Here is a 22,349-nt window from a genome sequence, read left to right on the forward strand (position 1 = left end):
AGGTCAAGCCGCGCAGGCGGTATATTCGCAGGAGAAGAGGATGGTGCCGGAAATGGGTGGTACGGCATCACCGTCAGAGGGATGAGTTCTGGAACGGTCTTGAAATATAGAAGCGGCGCATCGACTTTTGTCGGCGCGCCGCCCGGCTCTGGATCGCGCAGTTTTTCTGCGTATTTGTTGCTACGGGCTTCCCGGATTAGCGATAGATCAGGTCCGGCAACCAGGTTGCGATACCGGGGAAGGCAATCAGCAAGAACACCATCAGCAGCATCGGAACAAGGAACGGCAAGGCACCAATGGCAACATCAGCAAATTTGCCGCCCCGTTTCCGAATCCCGTGCGCAACATAGAGATTCAGCCCGATCGGCGGCGTGATCAAACCCGCTTCCATCAGGATCGTGATAAGAATCCCGAACCAGACACCCGTAAATGCAGGTTCCCCCAGCTCCGCGATGATCGGGAAAACGATCGGCATGGTCGTCAGCATCATCGACAGTGTTTCCATGAACATCCCGAGTACAAGATAGAAGGCCACGATGATCAGGACGGTTTCAACCGGCGTCAGCCCAAGGGCGGCGATATAGTCCAGAATTGCCTGTGTGATCCCCATGAATGCGAAAATGAAGTTCAAGAACAGCGCCGCAAGGATAATGAACATGATCAGACCCGTGGTCTTCATCGTTCCCAAGGCGGCCTCGGCGACCATTTCCATGCTCAGGCTACCGTATAGCTTCGCCAGGATCAGCGCCACGACAACACCGATAGCAGCGGCCTCGGTAGGGGTTGCGATACCGATGTAGATAGACCCGACGACCGAAACGAACAGCGCAATCGGTCCAATCAGATCCGGCAAAGTCGCAAACCGGCTTTTCCAGCTTGTTTCCACCCGGTTACCGCCCCATTCCCGCTTGAACAGACAGGTCAGAAGGATCACCGCCATGAAAATCCCGGCAAGCAGCAGACCGGGGATGATACCGGCCATGTAGAGCTCGGGGATCGAGGTTTCGGTGATGACGCCGTAGAGGATCAGGTTGACGGACGGCGGGATCAGGATACCCAGCGTTCCGCCGGCGGCAATCGAGCCCATGAACAGACGTTCGTTGTACTTGTGACGTTCAATCTCGGGATAGGCTGCAACACCGATGGTGGCACAGGTGGCAACGGATGACCCCGACGTCGCCGCAAAAAGCGCGCAGGTGCCGATATTGGCGTGCATCAGCCCGCCGGGCAACCATGTCAGCCACTGGGCCACAGCGTTGTACATCTTCCGTGCCAGCCCGGCGCGCAGCATTATTTCGCCAAGCATGATGAAAAGAGGCGCCGATAGCAGCAGAAAATCTGCGCTTTTTTCCCAGTAGATATTCCCGATGGCACGGGCCAACCGGCCATGCGTGAACATCTCATCAAGGCCGAAACCCAGTAGTCCAAGTACCGCGCCGACCGGAAAGGCCGCGATCAATAGCACCAGGATGGCAAGAACGATAAAGAATGCGGGCACTAGCGATGCTCCTCATTGTCAGCGGCTGCCTCCGAAGCGACAGACGGGGCGTCGTCAATATGTGTTTCTTCTTCGATGGTCTCGTCGATGCTGGGAATCCCGGCAACGCGGTTCACCAGCGGCCAATCCCGGCGCAGCAGCCCGGCCAAGCTGTAGAGACAAAGGAAAACCGCCGTCGCCGTGAACAGAATGATCCCAAAAACCCAGATGGATTGCGGAATCCACAACGGGATCTGAACTACGCCAACACTGTGCGCACCGCTTTTCCAGGACTTTGAAAACAGGCCATAGACAGACGACGACAGCATCCACCCGAAATAGGCCACCGCAATCATCGCCGCAAAGTCCAGAAAGGCCCGCAATTTGGGCGACAATCTCGAATACATCACATCGATGCGGATATTGGCGCGATCCAGCAACACATATGGGTAAGCCATTGCCGTGGCCATGGCGAAAACCATGCCCGAAATTTCGCTGGCACCTCCAAGTGTCGCGCCGACGAATTTGCGAAGAAACACGTCAACCGTGATCATCACAGAGATACCGATGATCCCAAGCCCGCCGCAGATTGCCGCGATCCGAGAGACCCTTTCCAGATGAGTATGTATAGACTTAAGCGCCACGACCCTACCCTCTCGTTGGATGAAGTATGTGCTGAGGCCTTGCGACCGCAGCACTTCGTGTTTTGCCAGCGCGTTATTCAGCGCTGATCGACATACCAAGCACCTGGCCGGCGGTCGCATTCCACTGCGCTTCAGCGTCCTTGCCAGCGCGTTTCGCCCAACGGGGGACAACAACGGATTCGACCCGTTCGCGCAGGTCAGCACTGTCTTCTTCGCTCAATTGGACAAAAGTCATGCCTGACGGCTCACCTGCCTCGCAAGGACCGTCGGTCAGGCACGCGGCCATGGTCGCTTCGACTTCGGGGGTATAATCGCGCATGTCTTGCTCGACCTTGGCAAACTGCTCGGTCAGGAAGGATTGGGTTTCTTCGTTCAACCCATTCCAGGTGTCGAGGTTCATCGCGTAAAAATGGGTCGAGTAACCGGCATGCACATCGACAACAGCGTTTGCCACCTGCCCAATACCATAGCCATAGGCCGCGGACGGCGATGTGATGGCGCAATCGATCACACCACGCTCCAGCGCCGGGATCACGTCAGCAAATGGCATGGTAACCGGGATGGCGCCCATGGATTCCGCGAAATCGGAAAATGTCGTGCTGTGCACACGAACACTCAGGCCCTTCATCGTGGCCAGGCTGAAGTTCTCCAACTCGTCGTCTTCGAGACGGCAATAAGCCTGAAGCGCGGGCTGCTGCGACCACCCCATCAGACGCGCGTTGAAATGTTCACCCAGTTGTTCATTGAACAGATCACGATACGCATCCTGAATCTTGAACATGACCGAAGAGTCCCCGGTCAAACCCGGCAGTTCCATCCCTTCCACAACCGGCGCCTCGCCAGCAATGTAACCCGGAACACCCCAGCTGATGTCGTTGGTGCCAAGACGCAGCAGGTCCATCATCTCAAAGCCCGACAGGCCCAGTGTGGTGTATGAAACGGTATGCGCCGAAATGGCCTGATCCGAAGCGTCGGACAACTGCTCAAAGAACGGGACAACCTGATTGACGGTGAACACGTCGGTATGGTTCCCGACCACGACCTGAAGCTGTATTTCGTTCAGGTCCGCCATCGCGGCGGTGCCGCCCAGAATGGTGGACATGGCAAGAGCCGCAACTGCGGACTTTTTGATAGAGCGATGGATCATTGTCTCCTCCAGTTTGATCCGGCCTGTTTCTTATCCTTATAGCAAAAGGCGTTTGAAACGGGCCTTTCCTTCATAGTGCGATAGCGCGCTTTGCATTCCTTGTTCCGCTATCGTTTCCAACACGGGCGACGTTCAGTCCCGAGTTCGAACGGCCCCCTGGTTGTTCCGTGTGGCCGGGGTAGTCAGCTTGCCAAGCGCTTCTGTCTTTCCGCCCCCTCCCAGTTACGCGAGCAGCGAATTCGATGGTTCCAGACGTTCGGCTCTGGCCCGCTTTTCTGTAGAGCCCGAAAGCCCCGACAAAGATAGAGGAGGACACCCTATGTGAGAGTTAGGCTCTGCTTATACCAAAGCCGGAAAAGACTCCGCTTCGGGGCCCCAGCCCACTTGGGGGCCCTTTTAACTCTGTAGAAACCGCTCGTTCGCACCAAAGCTGGCTATGATCGCCATCGGCGCAATCTATGGATTGGATAAACTCCTTTTGCTGAGGTGCCCTGACCTTAATAATGCGCCATGAATACAGCGCCCGGCATGGCGCACCTGCTTCAGGCAACTTTAGCGCTCTTTGATCACGGGCGATGTGGACAGCATTCTGGATCACGCACCCCGACGGGATGGTTTGTTTGCGCGCCCGCGGCGGAGGAATTGCGTTGCGCAAAGGCACACTCGAACATCATCTGGCAAAATGCTGGCGAACTGAAAGGACAACAACATGCGCGGAGTGGTCTTCACCGGCAACAAAACGCTCGAAATCGCGAATTTCCTCGACCCGACACCGGGCCAGGGCCAAGCCGTCGTAAGAATGAAAGCGTCGGGCATGTGCGGCAGCGATCTGCATTTTTATCGCGCCGAAAATGTTGCCGAAATGACCCGCCAGATGGGCCTGAAAACCATGTTCGATCTTGGCCAGACAGATGACCCGCGGGTGATCGCCGGGCATGAACCCTGTGGCGTGATCGAAGCCGTCGGGCCGGGCGTCAATCCCGATCAGTTCAAACCGGGCGACCGGGTGATCGTATTCCACTACGAAGGATGTGGCTGCTGCGATCATTGCCGGACCGGCTGGACTCAGATGTGTGACGAGGGCTCCCTGCCACATGGCGTCGCAAAACACGGCGGCCACGCCGATTATCAGGTGGTTCCTGCCGACCGACTGGTAAAGATGCCCGAGGAAATTTCCTTTGTCGGCGGCGCAGCGATCGCCTGCGGGACCGGCACGGCGTTTGGTGCGCTGGTGCGTCTGAACGTAAGCGCCCGCGACTCTGTCGTGATCTTTGGGCTGGGTCCGGTCGGGCTGTCGGCGGTGCAACTGGCCGCAGCCATGGGGGCCGAGGTGATCGGCGTCGACATCGACCCGGCACGCGTGAACCAAGCCAGGGCATTCGGGGCTCATCACGTCATCAATGCCAAAGAGAAAGACCCCGTCGAAGAAGTCAGGAAACTGACCCGTGGCATGGGCGCGACCTGCGCATTGGACTGTGCGGGGGGCGAGATAGCCAAGCAGCAAGCCGTCCGGTGCACCGCCGTATGGGGCCGCATTGCCATGGTTGCCGTCGGCGGTGATCTGAACGTCGTCAGCTGGAGCGACCTGATCCGCCAGCAACGCACCGTTATCGGGTCCTGGACCTTCTCGATCACGGGCATGAAAGACTGCGCCTGTTTCATCGCTGATCATGGTGTTGATGTGGACAAGATATTCTCGGATCGCTGGGATCTGGACGACGCCGAACAAGCCTATCAGGTGTTCGACAAACAGGCTGGCGGCAAAGGCGTTTTTGTCTTCGACTGAACCAATCCCTTGAAACCGCTGCAGAGACGACCTTGGCTTATGACCCCGACTCTCAAAGGCGCATGGGAGTAATTTCGCCCCGCATCCGATCTGAAGGCCTGCCACCCAAGGCAGAGTCGGGCACCCCCAAATATTTGCAACGGCAGAAAAGCGGCATACCCGCACAATCAAAAGGCAAGATTTGAGTCATGACCGGGCACCAACAGCAACCCTTCAAAGGGATCGTACTGAAGCTAGTGCAGGTTTTCCTTGTGGTTCTGATGCTGACGATCATCAAATGGATCGACGGGTTGCCGGTTACCGAACTGATGTTCTTCCGCTCCTTTTTTGCCTTCTTGCCGCTCCTGATCTTCGTCGTGATCCGCGGAAACCTGAAATCCGCGATCCACACCCGCCGACCATTGGGGCATTTCCTGCGCACATTGCTGTCCCTGGCCACAACGGGACTGACGTTCGTTGCGGTGCGTGCGCTGCCCCTGCCCGAGGCGGTGACGCTGCAATATACGCAACCCATGTTCGTCGTCGCGCTATCGGCAGTGCTGTTGCGCGAACCGGTGCGGGCCTTTCGGTGGGCCGGTGTCGCCGTTGGTTTCTGCGGGGCTCTGATCATTACCTATCCCAAGCTTACGCTTTTGACAGAAGGCGGCGCAGATGTTTCACAGGCCGAGTTGGTCGGCACTGTCGCCGCCCTGGCTGCGGCGGCGGCTTACGCGCTGAACGTTCTGACGATCGGGCAATTGGTCAAGACCGAAAGCTCGATTACAATTTCGCTTTGGCTGGGCATCTATTGTTCCGTCCTCCTCTTGCTGACCGCCCCCTTCGGATGGGTCATGCCGACCCTGGAGCAATTCGCATTGCTGGTGCTGGTTGGCCTTGTGGGCGGCGCCTTGCTGATCGCGTTGTCCGAAAGCCTGCGTGCCGCTCCCGCCTCGACCACGGCGCCGTTTGAATACGCCTCCCTTTTGTACTCGTCGGTACTCGGCTACGCCGTTTTTGGCGATGTCATCGGCGCCAACACTCTTGTTGGCGGGGTACTGCTGATCTGTGCGGGCATCGCCATATTGTCCCGTGAACGTCATCTCAAACGCAACCTCACGGCCAATTCCGTAAACACACCACCCGAGGCATGAGAATTGCCCGAACCGGACAGAACTGACAAACCAACAGCGAATATCTGCGGACACGGAAGATTTGCCCGACAGTATCGCCACCTGCGTCAGCTACAATGGCTCCGGGGTGTTTCCCCCTGCTCCGGATTACCTGGAAACGCTGTTACTTGAGCGCAGTATCTCGGGCACTCGCGTTACGCGGCGAGATGTCATGTCCACGAACAAGACGCATTGGGCGATCTGCGCGACCACCTCTTCTGTTGGCGTGATCAGCCAGCAGTTGAGAAAGAGACTGCTACGTCCGGTCGACGTGATCCGCGCGATGCTGCGCAAGCGGGTGCCGGCGGCGCAGGGCTGGAAATGGGTCACCTTCATCTCGGCCCCCATCCGTGAGATCTTGTAAGTACGAATATACTCGTCATTGAAACCGAGCCCCGCCAGCAGGGCATTGGATGCAATGGCGACGCGCCGCACCACGCCCTCAGTTGGCAGTGCACCCGTATGATCGACCTCTGCCGGATGCACAAACCCGTGTTCCAGAACCGTTTCCTCATGGCCCCACGGCGTTGCAACCTCAAGGCGCCTGCCGTCAAGTCCCCGAGGCAAGGCCAGCGTGATGTCGTCAGTTGCGACACGCGGCAGGAAATCCGCCGCAAGGCCGGGCTGATCAAGACTCGTGGCCGACAAGCGGCCGTTCGAGGACAGCAGATGAACCAACGCCCCGGCATAGGCCCCGTCTGCCACAACGGCAGAGCGGACCGTGACGTTTGCAGTCTGAAACAGCTCGCGATGGAAGCGTGAATGACGTGTCACTTTGCTATTGCCAGTGCTGGCCATGCCACTCATGTCGGCGATAACATCGCTGGCCTGTTGAAAGGACCGCAGGTAATTGCGGATATTCCAGTGTTGATTGTGGTCACATTCCCATGCTTCGACCCGGGTGTGGTAGGTCGGCATGCCGACCGAGCATATGGCCTTCTTCATGTCCATCGCGCCGTGCGAAATAACAGCCACGGCCCGGCCAGTTCATCCGGGGCTGAATTTGGAACCGCCATCTGTCTCTCCCCCCGCTCCAATGACCGCGCCCCCCAACCTCCAGCGATTCCGCAGAAAATAACCGGGCAGGGTTATGCGCGATTCGGCATCACGCGGAAAAGCAGTTTCGCACCCAGTTGGCCTGAATGACACCTCTCACGACGTGGTTTCGTGCAAAGTGCCCTCCGCAAACATGGTGTCCACGTCTTCTGCGGCCAAGACTTCCAGCGCAACCTCGCGGGAATGCGCGCCAATATCAGGGGCCCATACGGGCTTGCCCGGGCGCTCTCCGTTGATCCGCCAGGGTGCACGGACGAGTTGCTGACCGTTGCGCTCTGGCTCGAACATATCCAGCCATTGCATCTGTTCGTTATCGGGCAGTTCGTCGACCGAAACCACCGGAGCAAACGGCACGTCGGCCTCAACAAGGCGGCGCTCCCACTCGGCTTTGTCATGCTTGATGAATTCCGCTTCGACCAGAGGCCGCAACTCGAAGTAATTCGCGCGCCGGTCGGCATAGGTTTCAAAGCGCGGGTCGGTGCCAAAATCCGGGTTTTCCATGGCCTTGAGGAAGGCGTGCCAAAACTTCTGCGGGGATGAAAGGTGAACCGCCAACGCCGACCCGTCCGAGGTGCGCAGGCAGAAACTGTTGGCCGCCGGGTGGCGGCTTTCGCGGTGGGGCCGTTCGCCGGTTTCAAACATCTGGGTCACGGCGTCCACGGTCATCGTGGTCATCGCCTCCAGCAACGAGGTCTTGAGCACCGCGCCCTCGTGCTCGGGATCGCGTTCGCGCCCGACAAGGGCCGAAACAACGCCGAGCGCCATCACCAGCCCCGTCGTCAGATCACCGATGCAGGTGCCCGCCAGTTGGAAACCGTCTTTGTCACTCATCAATGACAGAAAGCCGCTCATGCTGAGGCCGATGGTGTCATATGCAGCCCTGTCCCGCCACGGGCCGCCATCACCGAACCCCGAAGCCGAGGCATAGACGATCGACGGATTGACCTGTCGGACCACATCGGCCCCAAGGCCCAGCCGTTCCATGACGCCGGGCCGGGCGTTCTCGATCACAACGTCGAACTTTGGCAACAGCCTCGTGATCAGGTCCATCCCCTCCGGCGACTTGAGGTTCACCGCAAGGCTTTTCTTGCCGGCGTTTGCCTGAACGAAATAGGGGCTGCCGGTGCCCTCACCACGCCGGAACGCCTCGCCGCTCCTGACCGGCTCGACCTTGACGACCTCTGCACCGAGCATGGCCATAAGTTCAGTCGCATAGGGTCCGGCGATGAAAGCACCAAAGTCCAGGACTCTGATACCGGCGAGGGGTTTGTTGGTTGTCATAGTGACCTCTGCAATGAATTCTTAGAGTGCGGCTGCACCGGACATGGGTGTACGAGGCCTGCTCACCCCCGCAGCCCCCTGAAACGACTGCGCTTCGCCCCCGCTTGGAAACGGCAATGGCACGTCTGACAAAGGCGTCATTGATGCCGGACTGCAGGGTCTGGTGGTGATGGCCGTCTTCATGTTTGGCGTTTCTCGTCAGGCTTTCCGGCGCGGCTTTGGCACCTTGTTTTTCGACGCTATTAAACCATTACGCGCCCTCTGATCGTCAATTCGAAACACGCCAAGCAAAGCCTATGGCTTCTCTAGGAAAGGTCGAAGGGGACAGCGCGGGAACGACAAATTTAAAGTGACCGACCGAACTCGACCGTGCCACGCAAACCACGCCCAGATGATCCAAAACCAAGACCTCATGAAAACCTTGCAAAGAAAAAGGCATAGGAATAGCCTATATATTGGGAGATCTTCGACTTGGGGAGGAGGCATATGCCTCGGGAGGACAAGGCGCATACGGTCGTCAATTTTCGCCATCTGGCCTATCTCAAAGCCCTTGCCGAACACGGGTCTATTTCTGCAGCCGCTAGTGCATTGAATATTTCGCAGCCTTCGGTGTCCGAAGCCATTGCGCGCCTGGAAAAGGACCTTGGAATAAAGCTGGCAATCCGGGAATCCCGCGGGGTCCAGATGACGGAAGCGGGCGATATCCTCGCCCGTGGCGGCAGCCAGATTCTGGAGGCGCTCGAAAATCTGATCTCGGAAGTGCGCAATCGCTCGACCGAACCGCGCGGCAGGGTTTCGGTCGGCATGCCGCCCGGATTGAGCCTGCTGCTTTCGGTGCCCCTTCTTGAAACGATCTACGCAGAATACCCCGAGATCCACCTTTCGATCTCCGAGGCCGTCTCCGGAGACGTTCTGGACTGGATTGAAAAGGACAGGCTGAATCTTGGGCTGGTCTACGAAACCTATGACAACGCGTCCTATTCCTTTGAACCCGTTCTGGTCGAAGAACTGTTCCTTGTCACTGCCCCCGACAACTGGGATGGAGAAATCGGGCCGGATGGCATCGCGGTTGACCCCGTGTCACCGCAGCGGCTTGCCGAACTTCCGTTGATCACAACGGGATATCAGGCGTACGGAACACGTGGCCTTCAGGGAAAGTTCGCGCGCACTCTGGGTATCGAACTGAACGTCATCACGACGCTCGACTCCCTGCCGCAGATTCTGGAAATGGTCGGGCGCGCCAGCGCTTATGCGATCCTACCGCACGGGGCGGTGCACAAACAGGTCGAAGACAGGCGGCTGACACTTGTCCGGATCGACGGAAGCGGCCTGCGGCGTACGGCCTACCTTGCGCGCAAACGCCTCAAAGCCGTGCCCAAGGCGGTGGACATCGTTTCAGAACTTATCAAGGTCATCATGCAGGAACTGATTGAAAAATACGGGATCGAAGGGACGCTGCCCAAAGTCGACCCCCAAGGGGACGAATCCTGACCGGCATAACGCAACGCCGTGGGCACATACGCGCAAATGCCGGGACAGTGCCGACCTGTCCTATGACAGGGCCAACACAAGATACATCCTCAAACGCCTTGTTTTGCCATCAGTTCACCGGGCAGCACCCCAAACCTGAAGGCCAGCCGCGCACCGTGGTCGATGGCCTCCAACGTAGCCGTTCCTTCAGCCAGCAACTCGGATACCGGCAACAGGATGGCCTGCGTTAGCCGCGCGGATATTTGATCCTGTGCCGCAACACCAGGCGGTTCCGGAGACGGGTCCAGCTCCCATGGCTGATTGTCCTTGCCATGAGCTTCAAGGCTGGCCGCCGGTTCATAGAACGGGCCAAGCGCTGCCAGATTGCGCACCGCATTCAGGTTGGTCGCCGTCCCGATGATGTTCATCACGGCAAAGGGCCCAAGCGCCAGACCGAACGCATCTTTTGCAACGGCATCGATCTGTGCCGCCGTCGCCACCCCTTCATCCAACAGCCGCACCGCTTCGTTCGTGTAAGGGCAAAAGAAACGGTTCAGCGCAAAACCGTTCTGATCCTTGCACGGAATGACCTCTTTCCCGATCAGTTTCAGGAATGCGGCAGCGCTCTCCAATGTCTCCGGTGCGGTGTCCGCTCCTTGAATCAGCTCGACCACGGGGTTGATTTCCGCCGGGCTGAAATAGTGCGTCCCGCAAAACCGGGCCGGGTTCTTCAGCACCTGCGCGATATCGGAAATCCGCAGGCAGCTGGTGTTGCTGGCAAGGAGCGTATCGTCGGGTACCACCTTCTCGATGGTATCGAAAATGGTACGCTTGAGATCAAGGTTCTCGAACACTGCCTCGATCACCACGTCGGCCCCGGCCAGCGCGCTCATCTCATCCGACAACGAAAGCCGGGCTTTCATGGCCTCCACCGTGTCGGCCTCTATTCGGCCCTTCTGGACCTGGCGCGACAGATAGCTGGCAAGCTTGGCCTTGGCGGCCTCCAATATATCCGGTTTCCGATCGACAAGCACAACCTTCAACCCCGAGGTAACGGCATTGATCATGATGCCCGCACCCATCGTACCGGCCCCAACGATTCCAAGTGTCCGGATTTCTTTGGTCATAGCGCGAGATTCTCCAGGATCAGCGCAATGCCCTGCCCGCCACCGATGCACATTGTGGCCGCACCGTAACGCCCCTTGGTGCGCTTCAGTTCATGCACGAGTTTCGTAGTTATGATCCCGCCGCTGGCACCGATCGGGTGGCCAATGGCAACAGCTCCACCATTGGGGTTCACCTTCAGCGGGTTCAATCGCAATTCCGCCGCGACGGCACAGGCCTGTGCCGCAAACGCTTCGTTGGATTCGATGACATCAAGATCATCGGCCTTCAGCCCCGCCTTCGACAGGGCATTCTGCATCGCCGGAACCGGGCCAATGCCCATATATTCCGGCGCCACCCCGGCATGGCCATAAGACACCACACGGGCCAGCGGACTGAGGCCCCGCTTCCGTGCGGCGGCCTCCGTCATCAAGACAACGGACGCGGCCCCGTCGTTGATGCCCGACGCATTGCCTGCCGTGACGCTGCCATCCTTCTTGAAGACCGCACGCAACTTCGACATGTCTTCGAGTGTCGCCTGCGCGCGCACATGTTCGTCTGTCCTGAACTGATGTGTTCCCTGACGGCTTTTGACAGAGATCGGAACGATCTGCTCATCGAAATAACCGGCCTCGATTGCTTTTGCCGCCCGCCGATGACTTTCGACGGCGAAGCGATCCTGATCGTCCCGGCTGATCCCGAACTTCTGCGCAACATTTTCCGCGGTGACCCCCATATGGCCATTGCCAAAAGGATCCGTGAGGACGGCAGTCATCATATCGATGACCTGCGTGTCGCCCATTTTGATCCCCCATCGGGCACCCGGCATCAGATAACCGGCCCGGCTCATGCTTTCCGTACCACCGGCCAGAACGGTTTGCGCATCCCCCAGCATAAGAACCTGAATGCCCGAGATAATCGCCTGCAACCCTGACCCGCATAACCGATTCACCGTCAGGGCGGGCGCGCGATCCGCCAACCCTGCCCCCAACGCAACCGTACGCGAGACATACATGTCACGCGGTTCGGTATGGATCACGTTGCCATAGAAAGCCTGATCGACCTGCGAGGCCTCCAGCCCGGCTTGGGCAATGGCTGCCTTCGCCGTTTCAACACCCAGTTCAGTCGGGGCAATCCCGGCAAGTGACCCGCCGAAATCGCCCACGGCTGTGCGCATTGCGGATACCAGAACAACGTCCTGCATGTCTTCTCCTGTTTCAGTGTTCATTGCGATGGCTGCGGGTCGACCGCCAAGGCTCCCCTCGATAACCTCGATACCCCCGGCGGCCCTGTGGTTCTCAATCCTGCCCTTTGGTCAGGTCGAGGCCGCGGCGGGCGAATTGCCGGGCGAGGTGGCTGGGGTCGACACGGTCCGCCCCTGCGGCGGTGCCTGCGCGCACCCGGTCGGCGATGCCCACCCAGATCACTGCGAAGCGGAAGAGCGCGAAGGCCTTGTGAAACGCGGTGAGCGGCGCCGTGCCCGGCGCCCCGGCCATGTAACGCGCCACGAACTCGGCCTCCGAGGGCAGCCCGAGCGCCGCATGGTCGAGGCCGAGGATGCCGCCATATTCTTCGGGCGCGGTGTGCCATGCCATGCAGCAATAGCCGAGATCCGCCAGCGGATGCCCCAGTGTCGAGAGCTCCCAGTCGAGGATCGCGACCACGCGCGGCTCGGTCGGGTGGAACAGCACGTTGCCCATGCGGTAATCGCCGTGAGCCAGACTCACCCGCCCGTCATCCTCGGGCTGATGCGCCACCAGCCAGTCCGAGAGCCGGTCGAGCTCGGGGATGGGCGCGTGGGCGCTCTCCCGCCACTGGCGCGACCAGCGGCCGATCTGGCGCTCGAAATAGTTGCCGGGCCTGCCGAACTCCCCGAGCCCCACCTCGTCGGGCCGGACCGCATGCATGGCGGCCATCGCATCGGCCAGCCCCATCCAGAGCGCACGCCGCTCACCCGGCTCCGCCGCCTCCAGCGCGCCATCCGCAAAGACCCTGCCATCGACCCGCTCCATCAGGTAGAAAGGCGTGCCGAGCGTCTCCGGATCGTCGTGGTAAAGCACCGGCGCCGGTACCGGCACCCCGGTGGGGTGCAGCGCTTCGAGGACCCGGTATTCCCGGTCGATGGCATGCGCGCCGCGCAGGATCGGCCCGCGTGGCTGCTTGCGCAGCACCATCCGCCGGACGCCGTAGGTGATGAAATAGGTGGGATTCGACTGCCCCCCGGCGATGCGCTCGAGCGCCATCTCCGCCTCTTCGCCGAAGCTGTCCGCGAGGACCTGCCGCAACGCCGCCGGTTCGAAATCCGCCCCGCTCATTCACCCACATCCCATTTCCAGAAATCGCGGCCCTCGGTCTCGACATTGCGGTGCAGCACCATCTTGTGAACCTCGTCCGCCCCGTCGACCAGCCGCGCCTGACGGGCATAGCGGTAAATCCATTCCAGCGGCGTGTCCTTGGAATAGCCGCGCGCGCCGTTGATCTGGATCGCCGTGTCGGCGGCCTTGTGCAGCACGTTGGCGACATGGACCTTGGCCATCGACACCTCCTTGCGGGCATAGCCGCCCCGGTCCAGCTCCCACGCGGCTTTCATCACCAGCATCCGGCCGATCTCGATCTGCATGGCGATGTCCCCCATCATCATCTGCACGCTTTCGCGTTTCGACAGCCGTTCGCCGAATGCAAAGCGGTTGTGGGAATACTCGCTGGCGATCTCGACACAGCGCTTGGCCAGCCCCAGCCAGCGCATGCAATGGGTCAGACGCGCCGGCCCGAGACGGATCTGGGTCAGCTTCAACCCGTCGCCCTCAGTCATCAGCAGGTTTTCGGCGGGGATTTCCATATCCTCATAGACCACCTCGCAATGGCCGCCATGTTCCTCCGGCCCCATGATGGGAATACGGCGGTCGATACGGAAGCCCGGGGTGTCCTTGCGATGCAGAAAGGCCGACAGCCCCTTGCGCGGATCGTCCGAGGTGCGCGCGATCAGGATGAAGTGATCCGAGTCTTCCGCACCGGTGATGAACCACTTGCGGCCGCGCACCACGTAGCTGTCACCCTTCCTCGTGGCCGTGGTCAGCATCATGCCCCCCGGATCCGAGCCCGAACCCGGCGCAGGTTCGGTCATTACGAAGGCCGAACGCACGTCGCCGCGCACGATGGGCTGCAGCCAGCGCTCTTTCTGCGCCTCGGTCCCGACCTTTTCGAGCACCTGCATGTTGCCGTCATCGGGTGCGGCCGAATTGAACACGACCGGCCCGAAGATCGAGCGGTTCATCTCCTCGTAGCACACCGCCATGCCCTTGATGCCCAACTCCTGCCCGCCGGTCTCCTTCTTCAGCTGAAGACACCACAGCCCCTCCGCCTTCGCCTTGTCGCGCAGGTGGTCCAGCACGTCGGCCCTGATGTTCTCATGCGGATCGTAATGCGCGCGATCCTCTTCCAGCGGCATGATCTCGTCTTCGACAAACCGCGCAATCCGAGCGCGAAAATCCTCAATCCGGGGCGATATCGTGAAATCCATTGAAAGTTCCTTTACAGAGACGACACGAGGTGGCCGCCATCGGCTATGATTTCGGTGCCAGTCATGAAAGCGCTGGCGTCGGAGGCGAGGAGGAGGAGCGGGCCGTCGAGGTCGGTCATCTGGCCGAGGCGGCGTTGCGGCACCCGTTTGATGAGGGCCTGCCCGGCCTCGGAGGCAAAGAACGCGCGGTTGAGGTCGGTCTCGATATAACCGGGACAGAGCGCGTTGACGCGGATGCCGTGGCGGGCCCATTCCAGTGCGAGGCTCTTCGTCATCTGCACGACGCCGGCCTTGGCGGTGGCATACGCCGAGAGGTTGCCGGCGACGCGCAGGCCGAGGATCGAGGCGATATTGACGATGCTCCCGCCTTTGCCGGCCGCGACCAGCGCCTGCCCGGCCGCCTGCGCGACACGGAAAACGCCGTTCAGATCCGTATTGATGACCCAGTTCCAGTCGTCCTCGGCGGTTTTCAGGGCAGGACCGTCATAGGTGACGCCTGCATTGTTGATCACGATGTCATAGGGCCGGTCAAAGGCCGCCTTCACGCTTTCGCTGTCGGTGACATCCATCGCCACGGCGCGCGCGCCTTGGCCGATTTCGGCCACCAGTGCCTCCAACCGGTCCAGGCGGCGGGCGGCACAGGTCACCTGCGCCCCCTGCCCCGCCAGAACCCGCGCAAAATGTGCACCCAGACCGGAAGACGCCCCCGTCACCAGTGCGGTTTTTCCTTGCAGTGTCATATGCGGCCCTCAATAGGATTTCGGCAGTTCGAGAACGCGTTCCGCGATGAAGGACATGATCAGCTCGCGGGTCACGGGGGCGATCCGGGGCAGCATGATTTCACGCATGTAGCGCTCGACATGATACTCCTTAGCATAACCAAAGCCCCCATGTGTACGCACCGCACGGTCACAGGCATCGAATGCCGCGTCGGCAGCGAGGAACTTGGCACTGTTGGCCTCGGCTCCGCAGGATTTGCCACCGTCATAGAGCCGCGCGGCATGCCAGACCATCAGGTCTGCCGCCTCGAGCGCCATCCAGCTTTGCGCCAGCGGATGCTGGATCGACTGATTCTGCCCGATGGGACGGCCGAAGACGACACGTTCGGCGGCATAGTCGGCGGCTTTTTCCAGGGCGCGGCGGCCCACGCCGATCGCCTCGGCGGCCACCAGGATACGCTCGGGGTTCAGACTGTCGAGCAGCAGCTTGAAGCCCGCGCCCTCATCGCCGATGCGATCCTCTTCGGGCACTTCCAACCCGTCGATGAAGATCGAGTTGGAGTTCACCGCTGCGCGGCCCATTTTCTCGATGGGCGTCACCCCGATCCTGGAGCGGTCGAAATCGGTATAGAACAGGGTCATCCCGTCGATAGGGCGCTTGCACTCTTCGATCGGCGTGGTGCGCGTCAGAAGCAGGATCTTGTCCGCCTGCTGCGCCGTCGAAGTCCACACCTTCTGGCCGTTGACGACGTAACGGGCGCCCTTCTTCACCGCGCGGGTGGTGATATGCGTGGTATCGAGCCCCGCATCCGGCTCGGTCACGCCGAAACAGGCCTTGTGCGATCCATCGACCAGCGGCGGGATCATCCGGTCCTTTTGCTCCCTGGTGCCGTGTTTCACCATCGCATGTGGACCGAACAGGTTGATATGGATGGTGGAACACGCCGCCATGGCGCCTGCCGAATTGCCGATCAACTGCATCAACAAGGCCGCATCGGTCACCCCGAGATTCGCGCCGCCATATTCCTCGGGCATGGTGATGCCCAGCCATCCCGCGTCGGCCATCGCCTTGTGGAACTCGTGCGGGAATTCGGCTTTGCGCTCTTTTTCCAGCCACCATTCATCATCGAACTTGTCACATAGCTGGCGCACCGAATCCGCGATTTGCAGACGTTCTTCGGTGACGTCGATACCTGCGGGAAGATCGGTTTTTTTCATCGTGAATACTCCATCGCCTCAGGGGTGGCGGTTAAAAACGCCTGCATGGGCAAGCTTGCTTGTCAGGGGGTGGCCGACGATGTCCTCGGCCAGTCTGGCCGCGTCGATCAGGGCCGGGATGTCGATGCCGGTGTCTATACCCAGCCGGTCGCACAACAGCGCCAACTCCTCGGTCGACACATTGCCCGCCGCCGACTTGTTCCCGGCAAAGGGACAGCCGCCCAGGCCCCCGACCGAAGCATCGAACCGGGCCACACCGAGTTCCAGCCCGGCCAAGGCATTTGCGATGCCCAGTCCGCGCGTGTCGTGCAGATGCAGCGCGACAGGATAATCCCAGCGGTCGCGCACGGCGCCGACCAGCGCGCGCACCTCGGCGGGCCCCGCCGCGCCGATGGTGTCACACAGGGTGATGTTGGACGGCGGCGTACCCGCCTCTTCGCAAACGCCGACCAGATCGGCACAGCGCCGCAGGGCCTTTTCAACCGGGATATCGCCCTCGTAATTGCACCCGAAGGCGGTGAAGAGATAGACCGGACCGCAGCCCAGGCCGTTCTCCGAATAGGTCTGGCGCAGCTTGCGCTGCCCGTCCAGTTGCTGTTCGGGCGTGCGGTTGTTGTTCTTCAGAAGGAACGTGTCCGAGGCGCTACCAGAGGTGATCGCCGGCGTCTCGAGCCCGCTTTGCAACGCCTGCAAGAAGCCCTTTTCACTCAGCCACATGCAGCCATAGGACACGCCTCCACGCCTGGTGATCCCCTCGGCGATCCCGAACGCATCGGCCATCTGCGGCACGACCCCGGGGTTCACGAAGGACACGCATTCGATCTCGGGCACACCGGTTTCAGACAGCGCGTCGATCAGGCGAATCTTGTCGGCGGTCGCGATCGAGGGCGGTTCGAACTGGAACCCCTCGCGCGGGCCGACCTCGGTGATATGTACGCGGGACGGAAGATCGCTCATGTCCCGCTCCACTTCGGCGCGCGTTTTTCGGCAAAGGCGGCAAGCCCTTCCCTTGCGTCCCCGGTCAGCGGCATCAGGCCGATCTGGCTTTCGAGGAAGGCAATGGATTGCTCGAATGTCATCCCCGACGTGGCCGAAAGCGCGTATTTCCCGCGACGGATGGCGGTCGGCGATTTCGACACGACCCGCTCGACCAGCCAGTCGGTTTTCGCGTCCAGCTCGTCCGGCCCGGCCACGTAATTGACCAACCCGCAGGCCAGCGCCTCCTCCGCGCTCAGCATCTCGCCGGTATAGCACATCTCCGCGAAGGTGCGGGCGGGCAGCATGGATTGCAGCAGTGCCGCCACCTGCATCGGGAACAGCCCGACCTTCACCTCGGGCAGGCCGAATTTCGCGGTGCGGTCCGCCACGGCCATATCGCAGATCGCGAGCAGGCCCATGCCGCCGGCCAGGCAGAAGCCGTTGATGCGCCCGATCACCGGGACCGTCGCCCGGCGGCCGGCGCGCAGCAGGTTGGCGTAGCTGGAAACCGGCTGCGCATAGTCGAACCCGAAGGTGTCGGCCCCGGGGGTCAGGTCCGCCCCGGAACAAAACGCCCTGTCCCCCGCGCCGGTCAGCACGATGGCGCGGATATCGGGATCTTGCGAGGCCTCGTCGAAGGCCGAGGTCAGCCGCAGGATGAGATCGTCATTCACCGCATTGCGCCGCTCGGGCCGGTTCAGGGTCAGGCGCAGGACATTGTCCGCACGTGTCGCGATCAGAATGTCAGAAGTTGACATCGTGACCCCCCTTCAGTTCCAGCATTTCGCGCGCCTCCTCGGGCGTGGCAACCTCCAGGCCCAGATCCTCGATCATCCTGACCGCGAACCGGACCTGCGCGGCATTGCTTTCGGCCAGCTTCCCCCGGCCCAGCCACAGCGAATCTTCCAGCCCGACACGCACGTTGCCGCCCATCATCGCGGCCTGGGCCGCGATCTGCATCTGCTTGGCCCCCGCGCCCAGAACCGACCACTGGTAATCGTCCCCGAACAGCCGGTCGGCGGTGCGCTTCATGTGCATCACGTCCTCCGGGTGCTGGCCGATGCCACCCAGGATGCCGAAGACGCTCTGGATGAAGAACGGCGGCTTGATCAGGCCGCGATCGGCGAAATGCCTGCAGGTATAAAGATGGCCGATATCGTAGCACTCCACCTCGAAGCGGGTGCCGTTGTCGGCGCATTTCGTCAGGATCGTCTCGATGTCCTTGAAGGTGTTCCTGAAAATCCGGTCGTCGGAGCCGCGCAGGTAATCCTCCTCCCAGTCGTGCTCGAAACTGTCAAAGCGCTTGAGCATCGGGAAAAGACCGAAATTCATCGACCCCATGTTGAGGCTCGCGACTTCGGGCTTGTAATGCAGCGCCGGGCCGAGACGCTCGTCGGTGGTCATCAGGGTGGAGCCGCCGGTGGTGATGTTCAGCACCGCATTCGTGCGCTGCTTGATCACCGGAAGGATATTCCTGTAAGCCTCGACCGACTGGTCCGGAATACCGCTTTCCGGATCACGCGCATGCAAGTGGATGATCGCCGCACCCGCCTCCGCCGCACCAATTGCTGCATCGCTGATCTCCTCAGCCGTCACCGGCAAATGCCGCGACATCGACGGCGTATGTATCGATCCCGTAACCGCACAGGTGATAATCACTTTGTTTGACTTCTTCTTCGGAGCCATGTCGGGTCTCCTCCCTTACATGAGTTTCTCTGCTTCGGCCCTCAACGCCGCCCGATCGTCGGGATGAGCGATCCCGGCCAGTGCAAACGCCCGTTCGCGCACGGATTTGCCCCGCAGATTGGCAATGCCGTATTCCGTCACCACGGTTTCGACGAAGGTCCGCGACAGCGAAACGATATCCCCGTCGAGCTTGGCAACGATGCGCGGCCTGCCCTGGTTGGTCTGCGACCGGAGGCCAAGGATGAACTGCCCCCCCTCGACCTGACCGCCGACGGCGAAATCAATCAGTCCGCCCATCGAACCGGCCTGCTTGCCCCCGATGGTTTCGGCATTGACCTGGCCCAACAGGTCGACCTCCAGCGCCGAATTGACCGAAACCACCGTTTTGCGCTCGACGAAGGCTTCGGGTGTATGCGTGGTCAGCGCATCGGCCAGGGCGATTGCGGGGTTGTCGGCAACCCAGTCATAAAGCGCCTGCGAACCAAAGATGTCGCCAGTATGAGCCTTGGGATTATCCGGTGTCGCGCAGCCTGCTTCGATCAGGGCCACGGTGGGGTCCGTGAACGTGTTGATAAAACGCAGATCCCGTGCCCCCCGCTCAATCAGTGCATTCGCGGCGGCCAGCGGGATCCCTCCGACCCCGAGACTCAGCGATACTCCGTCGGGGATCAGCCCGGCGATCTTGCTTCCGATCTCGGAATCGATCTCGTCCAGAGGCCGATTGGGGTATTCGATCAGCGCCGCGTCGCCCGCAACCATGATATCGATCCGAGAGGCATGGATACGCGAATCCCCCAAGGTGCGCGGCATCCGGGGATTCACCTGGGCGATCAACAGCTTGGCGCTGCCGGCAATCGCCTTGGAGGCGGTGCAGCATACGCCGAAACTGTGATACCCCTCCTCATCCGCAGGCGAGACCTGTATCAAACCGACATCGAACGCGGTTTCATTCAGATAGCGTGCAGTCTGAAGCCATGTCATCGGCAGGTATTCCGCGGTTACATCCGCTGCCGTCTTGCGCAAAAGCGTGCCGGGCAGGAACCATGTCTTGAAACGAATGTTCCTGGCGGCGGGCATCTGCAAAAACTTGTAGCCACTCAGGAGCATCCCGCTGATCACGGTCACATCGGTAATATCCGCCGCCCGCTCCCACAGCGCCGATGTCAGCACTCCGGGTTCGGCACTCAGATGCGGAAAGGCCACCGACATGCCATCCTGAACATGGGCCATCGCCTCGTCGGCACTTAGCCATTTGGGGGTCTGGGTCATTGGCTGTTGTCCTTGTTGACACCCCGCTCCGATGATCGGGCCGCCACAAACAACGGGCGGTCGCCGGAAAACGGGTTTCTTTTCATTCTGATCCTCACGAAGGGTCGGGTCAGTCCGGCACCTCGGTCGTTGCGTTGCCAGCCTCGTCGACCGGCAAGAAGTACGGAAGCGCGAGCCGGTCATCGATCCTGATAACTTTGCATTCCAGCGGCATGCCGATCTTCAGGTCCACATCCATGCCCTGCGGAATACCGCTGACCATGCGGACACCCTCTTCGAGATCCACAAGGGTAATGACGTAAGGCACCTGATCGGCCAGCAACGGATGCACCGCATGCCGTGCCACGGCGAAGGATTTCAGCGTTCCCTTGCCTGTGGCCGGTTTCCACCCCGTATTGAACGACCGGCACTTCGGACAGATCGGCGACGGCGGGTGATGCGCCGAACCGCAGTCGTTGCAGCAGTTGAGATGAAGCGTCCCCTCGGCAAGGTGCTGCCAATAGGGTTCACGAAGAAACTCATCGCCTGGTCTGATTACGGTCATGCGCGCCCCAACACCATTGAACTTGCCCCCCTGAGGGTGACGAATGCGGTTTCGGCGTCCACCTGGTTCGGTGACTCGCCCCTTAGCTGCCGGACGCCCTCGGCGATCGTGTTCAGCCCGTGGAAATACCCCTCGGACAAAAGCCCGCCATGGGTGTTGACCGGCAGTTTCCCATTCGGACCGTTGCCGCCGGAGGTCATGAAATCATGCGCCTCACCTCGTCCGATGAACCCGAAATCCTCAAGCGCCAGCGGCACCATCATCGAGGTCGCATCGTAAAGCATCGCCACATCGATATCGGAAGGCGACAGCCCGGCCCTGCCGAACAGCTGCTCGCCAGCCTCCTCGGGAACAAGGCTGTAGGTCTTGTCGGCATACAGGTACATCGGAACAGAGCCCGGATGCACGTATTGCCCGGCCGCCAGCACATCGACGGCCTTCGCACTCATCGCGCGGGCCCGTTCTTGTGAAACGATCACCAGCGCAAGGGCGCCGTCGGTTTCCAGACAATAGTCATAAATCCGCAACGGCTCGGTGATGACACGCCCGGCGCGGTATTCTTCCATGCTGAGCTTGCGATCCCGCAGAAGCGCCCGCGGGTTGTTGTTGGCATAGCCCCGCTGCGTCACCGCGACAGACCCCAGCATGTCGGTGAACTGCTCGTCGGTCAGCCCGTAATGCCCCTTGTATGCCTGCGCATAAAGAGCGTGGTGCTGCCCCGGAACCAAAAGGCCGAAGGGCGCTGAATAGACATCGCCCGGCGGCTCGGGCTGCCGGTTGACAAGCTGTCCGTCCTCTTCCGACAGGATGCGCTCCCCCCGGCCATATCGAACCCCCGAGCGGGCATTCAGCGTGCGATAGAAAACAATGCACGACGCCAGACCGGCCTGGATGGCGGCGGACGCCTGCGCCACGGCACCGCAGCAATTCACCCCGCCGAACTCCGTTTCCCCATAGTAGTTCAGTTTGGGCAGGCCAAGCGCGTTCATGATCGCGGCTTCGGTGGTGTGATCCCATGTATAGCGAACGAGCCCGTCGATATCGTTGACCTCCAGCCCCGCATCCTCCAGCGCAGCCAGAATTGCCTCCAGCGCAAGCTTGAGTTCGCTGCGCCCTGAGTTTTTCGAAAACTCGGTTTGACCGATACCGACGATACTCGTCTTCATGACGCTACCGGTTGGAAGCTGAACATCATTCCCTCTCCTCTGCAGGACTTCTGGCGACGATTTATTACTGACCCGGTCCGTACCAGTAAACGACGCAGGGCCTTCCCCTACAGCCGCCCGAGGAAAGCCATAGCCT

The 22,349-nt window shown here is 60.7% G+C and carries 20 protein-coding genes; 3 read left to right on the plus strand and 17 right to left on the minus strand.

Annotated elements, in window-relative coordinates; translation table 11 throughout:
• Positions 1-196: 196 nt before the first annotated feature.
• The 3 genes from KPG71_RS07580 to dctP are packed head-to-tail and all read right to left on the minus strand — an operon-like array spanning position 197 to position 3,268.
• Positions 197-1,498, minus strand: coding sequence for a TRAP transporter large permease (locus tag KPG71_RS07580; RefSeq protein ID WP_216337491.1), 1,302 nt, complete (start codon positions 1,496-1,498; stop codon positions 197-199).
• A complete protein-coding gene (locus tag KPG71_RS07585; RefSeq protein WP_216337492.1) occupies positions 1,498-2,241 on the minus strand; it encodes a TRAP transporter small permease subunit in 744 nt (247 codons plus the stop codon). Before KPG71_RS07585 ends, KPG71_RS07580 begins: the two co-directional genes overlap by 1 nt.
• Positions 2,195-3,268, minus strand: coding sequence for a TRAP transporter substrate-binding protein DctP (dctP, locus tag KPG71_RS07590; RefSeq protein WP_216337493.1), 1,074 nt, complete (start codon positions 3,266-3,268; stop codon positions 2,195-2,197). Before dctP ends, KPG71_RS07585 begins: the two co-directional genes overlap by 47 nt.
• 709 nt (positions 3,269-3,977) lie before the next feature.
• On the opposite strand from dctP, the gene KPG71_RS07595 reads away from it, so the two are divergent.
• Both KPG71_RS07595 and KPG71_RS07600 read left to right on the plus strand, forming a co-directional pair.
• Positions 3,978-5,054, plus strand: a complete 1,077-nt coding sequence (locus KPG71_RS07595) for a zinc-binding dehydrogenase (RefSeq protein ID WP_216337494.1) — start codon at positions 3,978-3,980, stop codon at positions 5,052-5,054.
• Between the two features lie 188 nt (positions 5,055-5,242).
• Positions 5,243-6,184 (plus strand): DMT family transporter, encoded by a 942-nt coding sequence (locus KPG71_RS07600; RefSeq protein ID WP_216337495.1) that lies wholly within the window; start codon positions 5,243-5,245, stop codon positions 6,182-6,184.
• Positions 6,185-6,310: 126 nt separating this feature from the next.
• Here KPG71_RS07600 and KPG71_RS07605 read toward each other — a convergent pair whose 3' ends face one another.
• Both KPG71_RS07605 and KPG71_RS07610 read right to left on the minus strand, forming a co-directional pair.
• Positions 6,311-7,153, minus strand: a complete 843-nt coding sequence (locus KPG71_RS07605) for a thioesterase family protein (protein WP_216337496.1) — start codon at positions 7,151-7,153, stop codon at positions 6,311-6,313.
• Between the two features lie 201 nt (positions 7,154-7,354).
• Positions 7,355-8,539: a CaiB/BaiF CoA-transferase family protein gene (locus KPG71_RS07610; RefSeq protein ID WP_216337497.1), complete on the minus strand. Its 1,185-nt coding sequence runs from the start codon at positions 8,537-8,539 to the stop codon at positions 7,355-7,357.
• 486 nt (positions 8,540-9,025) lie between these two features.
• Between KPG71_RS07610 and KPG71_RS07615 the strand changes: the two genes are divergently transcribed.
• A complete protein-coding gene (locus tag KPG71_RS07615) occupies positions 9,026-10,030 on the plus strand; it encodes a LysR family transcriptional regulator (RefSeq protein WP_216337498.1) in 1,005 nt (334 codons plus the stop codon).
• Positions 10,031-10,119: 89 nt separating this feature from the next.
• Here the strand turns inward: KPG71_RS07615 and KPG71_RS07620 are convergent, their stop codons facing one another.
• From KPG71_RS07620 to KPG71_RS07675, 12 genes are all read right to left on the minus strand, one after another.
• Positions 10,120-11,136 (minus strand): 3-hydroxyacyl-CoA dehydrogenase family protein, encoded by a 1,017-nt coding sequence (locus KPG71_RS07620; RefSeq protein WP_216337499.1) that lies wholly within the window; start codon positions 11,134-11,136, stop codon positions 10,120-10,122.
• Positions 11,133-12,317, minus strand: coding sequence for a beta-ketothiolase BktB (gene bktB, locus KPG71_RS07625; RefSeq protein WP_216337500.1), 1,185 nt, complete (start codon positions 12,315-12,317; stop codon positions 11,133-11,135). The genes KPG71_RS07620 and bktB overlap by 4 nt, the downstream gene beginning before the upstream one ends.
• 94 nt (positions 12,318-12,411) lie before the next feature.
• Entirely contained in the window at positions 12,412-13,428 is a 1,017-nt protein-coding gene (locus tag KPG71_RS07630) for a phosphotransferase family protein (protein WP_216337501.1), read from the minus strand.
• Positions 13,425-14,633 carry an acyl-CoA dehydrogenase family protein gene (locus tag KPG71_RS07635; protein WP_216337502.1) on the minus strand — a complete coding sequence of 403 codons (1,209 nt, stop codon included), beginning with the start codon at positions 14,631-14,633 and terminating at the stop codon, positions 13,425-13,427. The genes KPG71_RS07630 and KPG71_RS07635 overlap by 4 nt, the downstream gene beginning before the upstream one ends.
• 11 nt (positions 14,634-14,644) lie before the next feature.
• On the minus strand, positions 14,645-15,373 hold the full coding sequence (locus KPG71_RS07640) for an SDR family NAD(P)-dependent oxidoreductase (RefSeq protein ID WP_216337503.1): 729 nt from the start codon (positions 15,371-15,373) through the stop codon (positions 14,645-14,647).
• Between the two features lie 9 nt (positions 15,374-15,382).
• Positions 15,383-16,570, minus strand: coding sequence for an acyl-CoA dehydrogenase family protein (locus KPG71_RS07645; RefSeq protein ID WP_216337504.1), 1,188 nt, complete (start codon positions 16,568-16,570; stop codon positions 15,383-15,385).
• A gap of 18 nt (positions 16,571-16,588) precedes the next feature.
• Positions 16,589-17,527, minus strand: coding sequence for a hydroxymethylglutaryl-CoA lyase (locus KPG71_RS07650; RefSeq protein ID WP_216337505.1), 939 nt, complete (start codon positions 17,525-17,527; stop codon positions 16,589-16,591).
• Positions 17,524-18,306: an enoyl-CoA hydratase/isomerase family protein gene (locus tag KPG71_RS07655; RefSeq protein WP_216337506.1), complete on the minus strand. Its 783-nt coding sequence runs from the start codon at positions 18,304-18,306 to the stop codon at positions 17,524-17,526. Before KPG71_RS07655 ends, KPG71_RS07650 begins: the two co-directional genes overlap by 4 nt.
• A complete protein-coding gene (locus KPG71_RS07660; protein ID WP_216337507.1) occupies positions 18,293-19,234 on the minus strand; it encodes a 3-keto-5-aminohexanoate cleavage protein in 942 nt (313 codons plus the stop codon). Before KPG71_RS07660 ends, KPG71_RS07655 begins: the two co-directional genes overlap by 14 nt.
• 15 nt (positions 19,235-19,249) lie before the next feature.
• Entirely contained in the window at positions 19,250-20,503 is a 1,254-nt protein-coding gene (locus KPG71_RS07665) for an acetyl-CoA hydrolase/transferase family protein (protein ID WP_216337508.1), read from the minus strand.
• Between the two features lie 109 nt (positions 20,504-20,612).
• Positions 20,613-21,047 carry a Zn-ribbon domain-containing OB-fold protein gene (locus tag KPG71_RS07670; protein WP_216337509.1) on the minus strand — a complete coding sequence of 145 codons (435 nt, stop codon included), beginning with the start codon at positions 21,045-21,047 and terminating at the stop codon, positions 20,613-20,615.
• Positions 21,044-22,213: a hypothetical protein gene (locus KPG71_RS07675; protein ID WP_216337510.1), complete on the minus strand. Its 1,170-nt coding sequence runs from the start codon at positions 22,211-22,213 to the stop codon at positions 21,044-21,046. Before KPG71_RS07675 ends, KPG71_RS07670 begins: the two co-directional genes overlap by 4 nt.
• Between the last annotated feature and the right edge of the window lie 136 nt (positions 22,214-22,349).

Origin of the sequence: Roseovarius sp. PS-C2 (assembly GCF_018862045.1) — a bacterium.
In the GTDB taxonomy this organism is placed as follows: Bacteria; Pseudomonadota; Alphaproteobacteria; order Rhodobacterales; family Rhodobacteraceae; genus Roseovarius.

Excerpts from the sequence above, each read along its gene's own strand:
- bktB (WP_216337500.1), bottom strand. The coding sequence starts at position 12,317 with ATGCAGGACGTTGTTCTGGTATCCGCAATGCGCACAGCCGTGGGCGAT.
- KPG71_RS07585 (WP_216337492.1), bottom strand. The coding sequence starts at position 2,241 with ATGCGACCGCCGGCCAGGTGCTTGGTATGTCGATCAGCGCTGAATAAC.
- KPG71_RS07605 (WP_216337496.1), bottom strand. The coding sequence starts at position 7,153 with ATGGACATGAAGAAGGCCATATGCTCGGTCGGCATGCCGACCTACCAC.
- KPG71_RS07595 (WP_216337494.1), top strand. The coding sequence starts at position 3,978 with ATGCGCGGAGTGGTCTTCACCGGCAACAAAACGCTCGAAATCGCGAAT.
- KPG71_RS07660 (WP_216337507.1), bottom strand. The coding sequence starts at position 19,234 with ATGGCTCCGAAGAAGAAGTCAAACAAAGTGATTATCACCTGTGCGGTT.
- KPG71_RS07675 (WP_216337510.1), bottom strand. The coding sequence starts at position 22,213 with ATGAAGACGAGTATCGTCGGTATCGGTCAAACCGAGTTTTCGAAAAAC.
- KPG71_RS07670 (WP_216337509.1), bottom strand. The coding sequence starts at position 21,047 with ATGACCGTAATCAGACCAGGCGATGAGTTTCTTCGTGAACCCTATTGG.
- KPG71_RS07630 (WP_216337501.1), bottom strand. The coding sequence starts at position 13,428 with ATGAGCGGGGCGGATTTCGAACCGGCGGCGTTGCGGCAGGTCCTCGCG.
- dctP (WP_216337493.1), bottom strand. The coding sequence starts at position 3,268 with ATGATCCATCGCTCTATCAAAAAGTCCGCAGTTGCGGCTCTTGCCATG.
- KPG71_RS07650 (WP_216337505.1), bottom strand. The coding sequence starts at position 17,527 with ATGAGCGATCTTCCGTCCCGCGTACATATCACCGAGGTCGGCCCGCGC.
- KPG71_RS07600 (WP_216337495.1), top strand. The coding sequence starts at position 5,243 with ATGACCGGGCACCAACAGCAACCCTTCAAAGGGATCGTACTGAAGCTA.
- KPG71_RS07645 (WP_216337504.1), bottom strand. The coding sequence starts at position 16,570 with ATGAAAAAAACCGATCTTCCCGCAGGTATCGACGTCACCGAAGAACGT.
- KPG71_RS07665 (WP_216337508.1), bottom strand. The coding sequence starts at position 20,503 with ATGACCCAGACCCCCAAATGGCTAAGTGCCGACGAGGCGATGGCCCAT.
- KPG71_RS07615 (WP_216337498.1), top strand. The coding sequence starts at position 9,026 with ATGCCTCGGGAGGACAAGGCGCATACGGTCGTCAATTTTCGCCATCTG.
- KPG71_RS07655 (WP_216337506.1), bottom strand. The coding sequence starts at position 18,306 with ATGTCAACTTCTGACATTCTGATCGCGACACGTGCGGACAATGTCCTG.
- KPG71_RS07640 (WP_216337503.1), bottom strand. The coding sequence starts at position 15,373 with ATGACACTGCAAGGAAAAACCGCACTGGTGACGGGGGCGTCTTCCGGT.
- KPG71_RS07635 (WP_216337502.1), bottom strand. The coding sequence starts at position 14,633 with ATGGATTTCACGATATCGCCCCGGATTGAGGATTTTCGCGCTCGGATT.
- KPG71_RS07610 (WP_216337497.1), bottom strand. The coding sequence starts at position 8,539 with ATGACAACCAACAAACCCCTCGCCGGTATCAGAGTCCTGGACTTTGGT.
- KPG71_RS07620 (WP_216337499.1), bottom strand. The coding sequence starts at position 11,136 with ATGACCAAAGAAATCCGGACACTTGGAATCGTTGGGGCCGGTACGATG.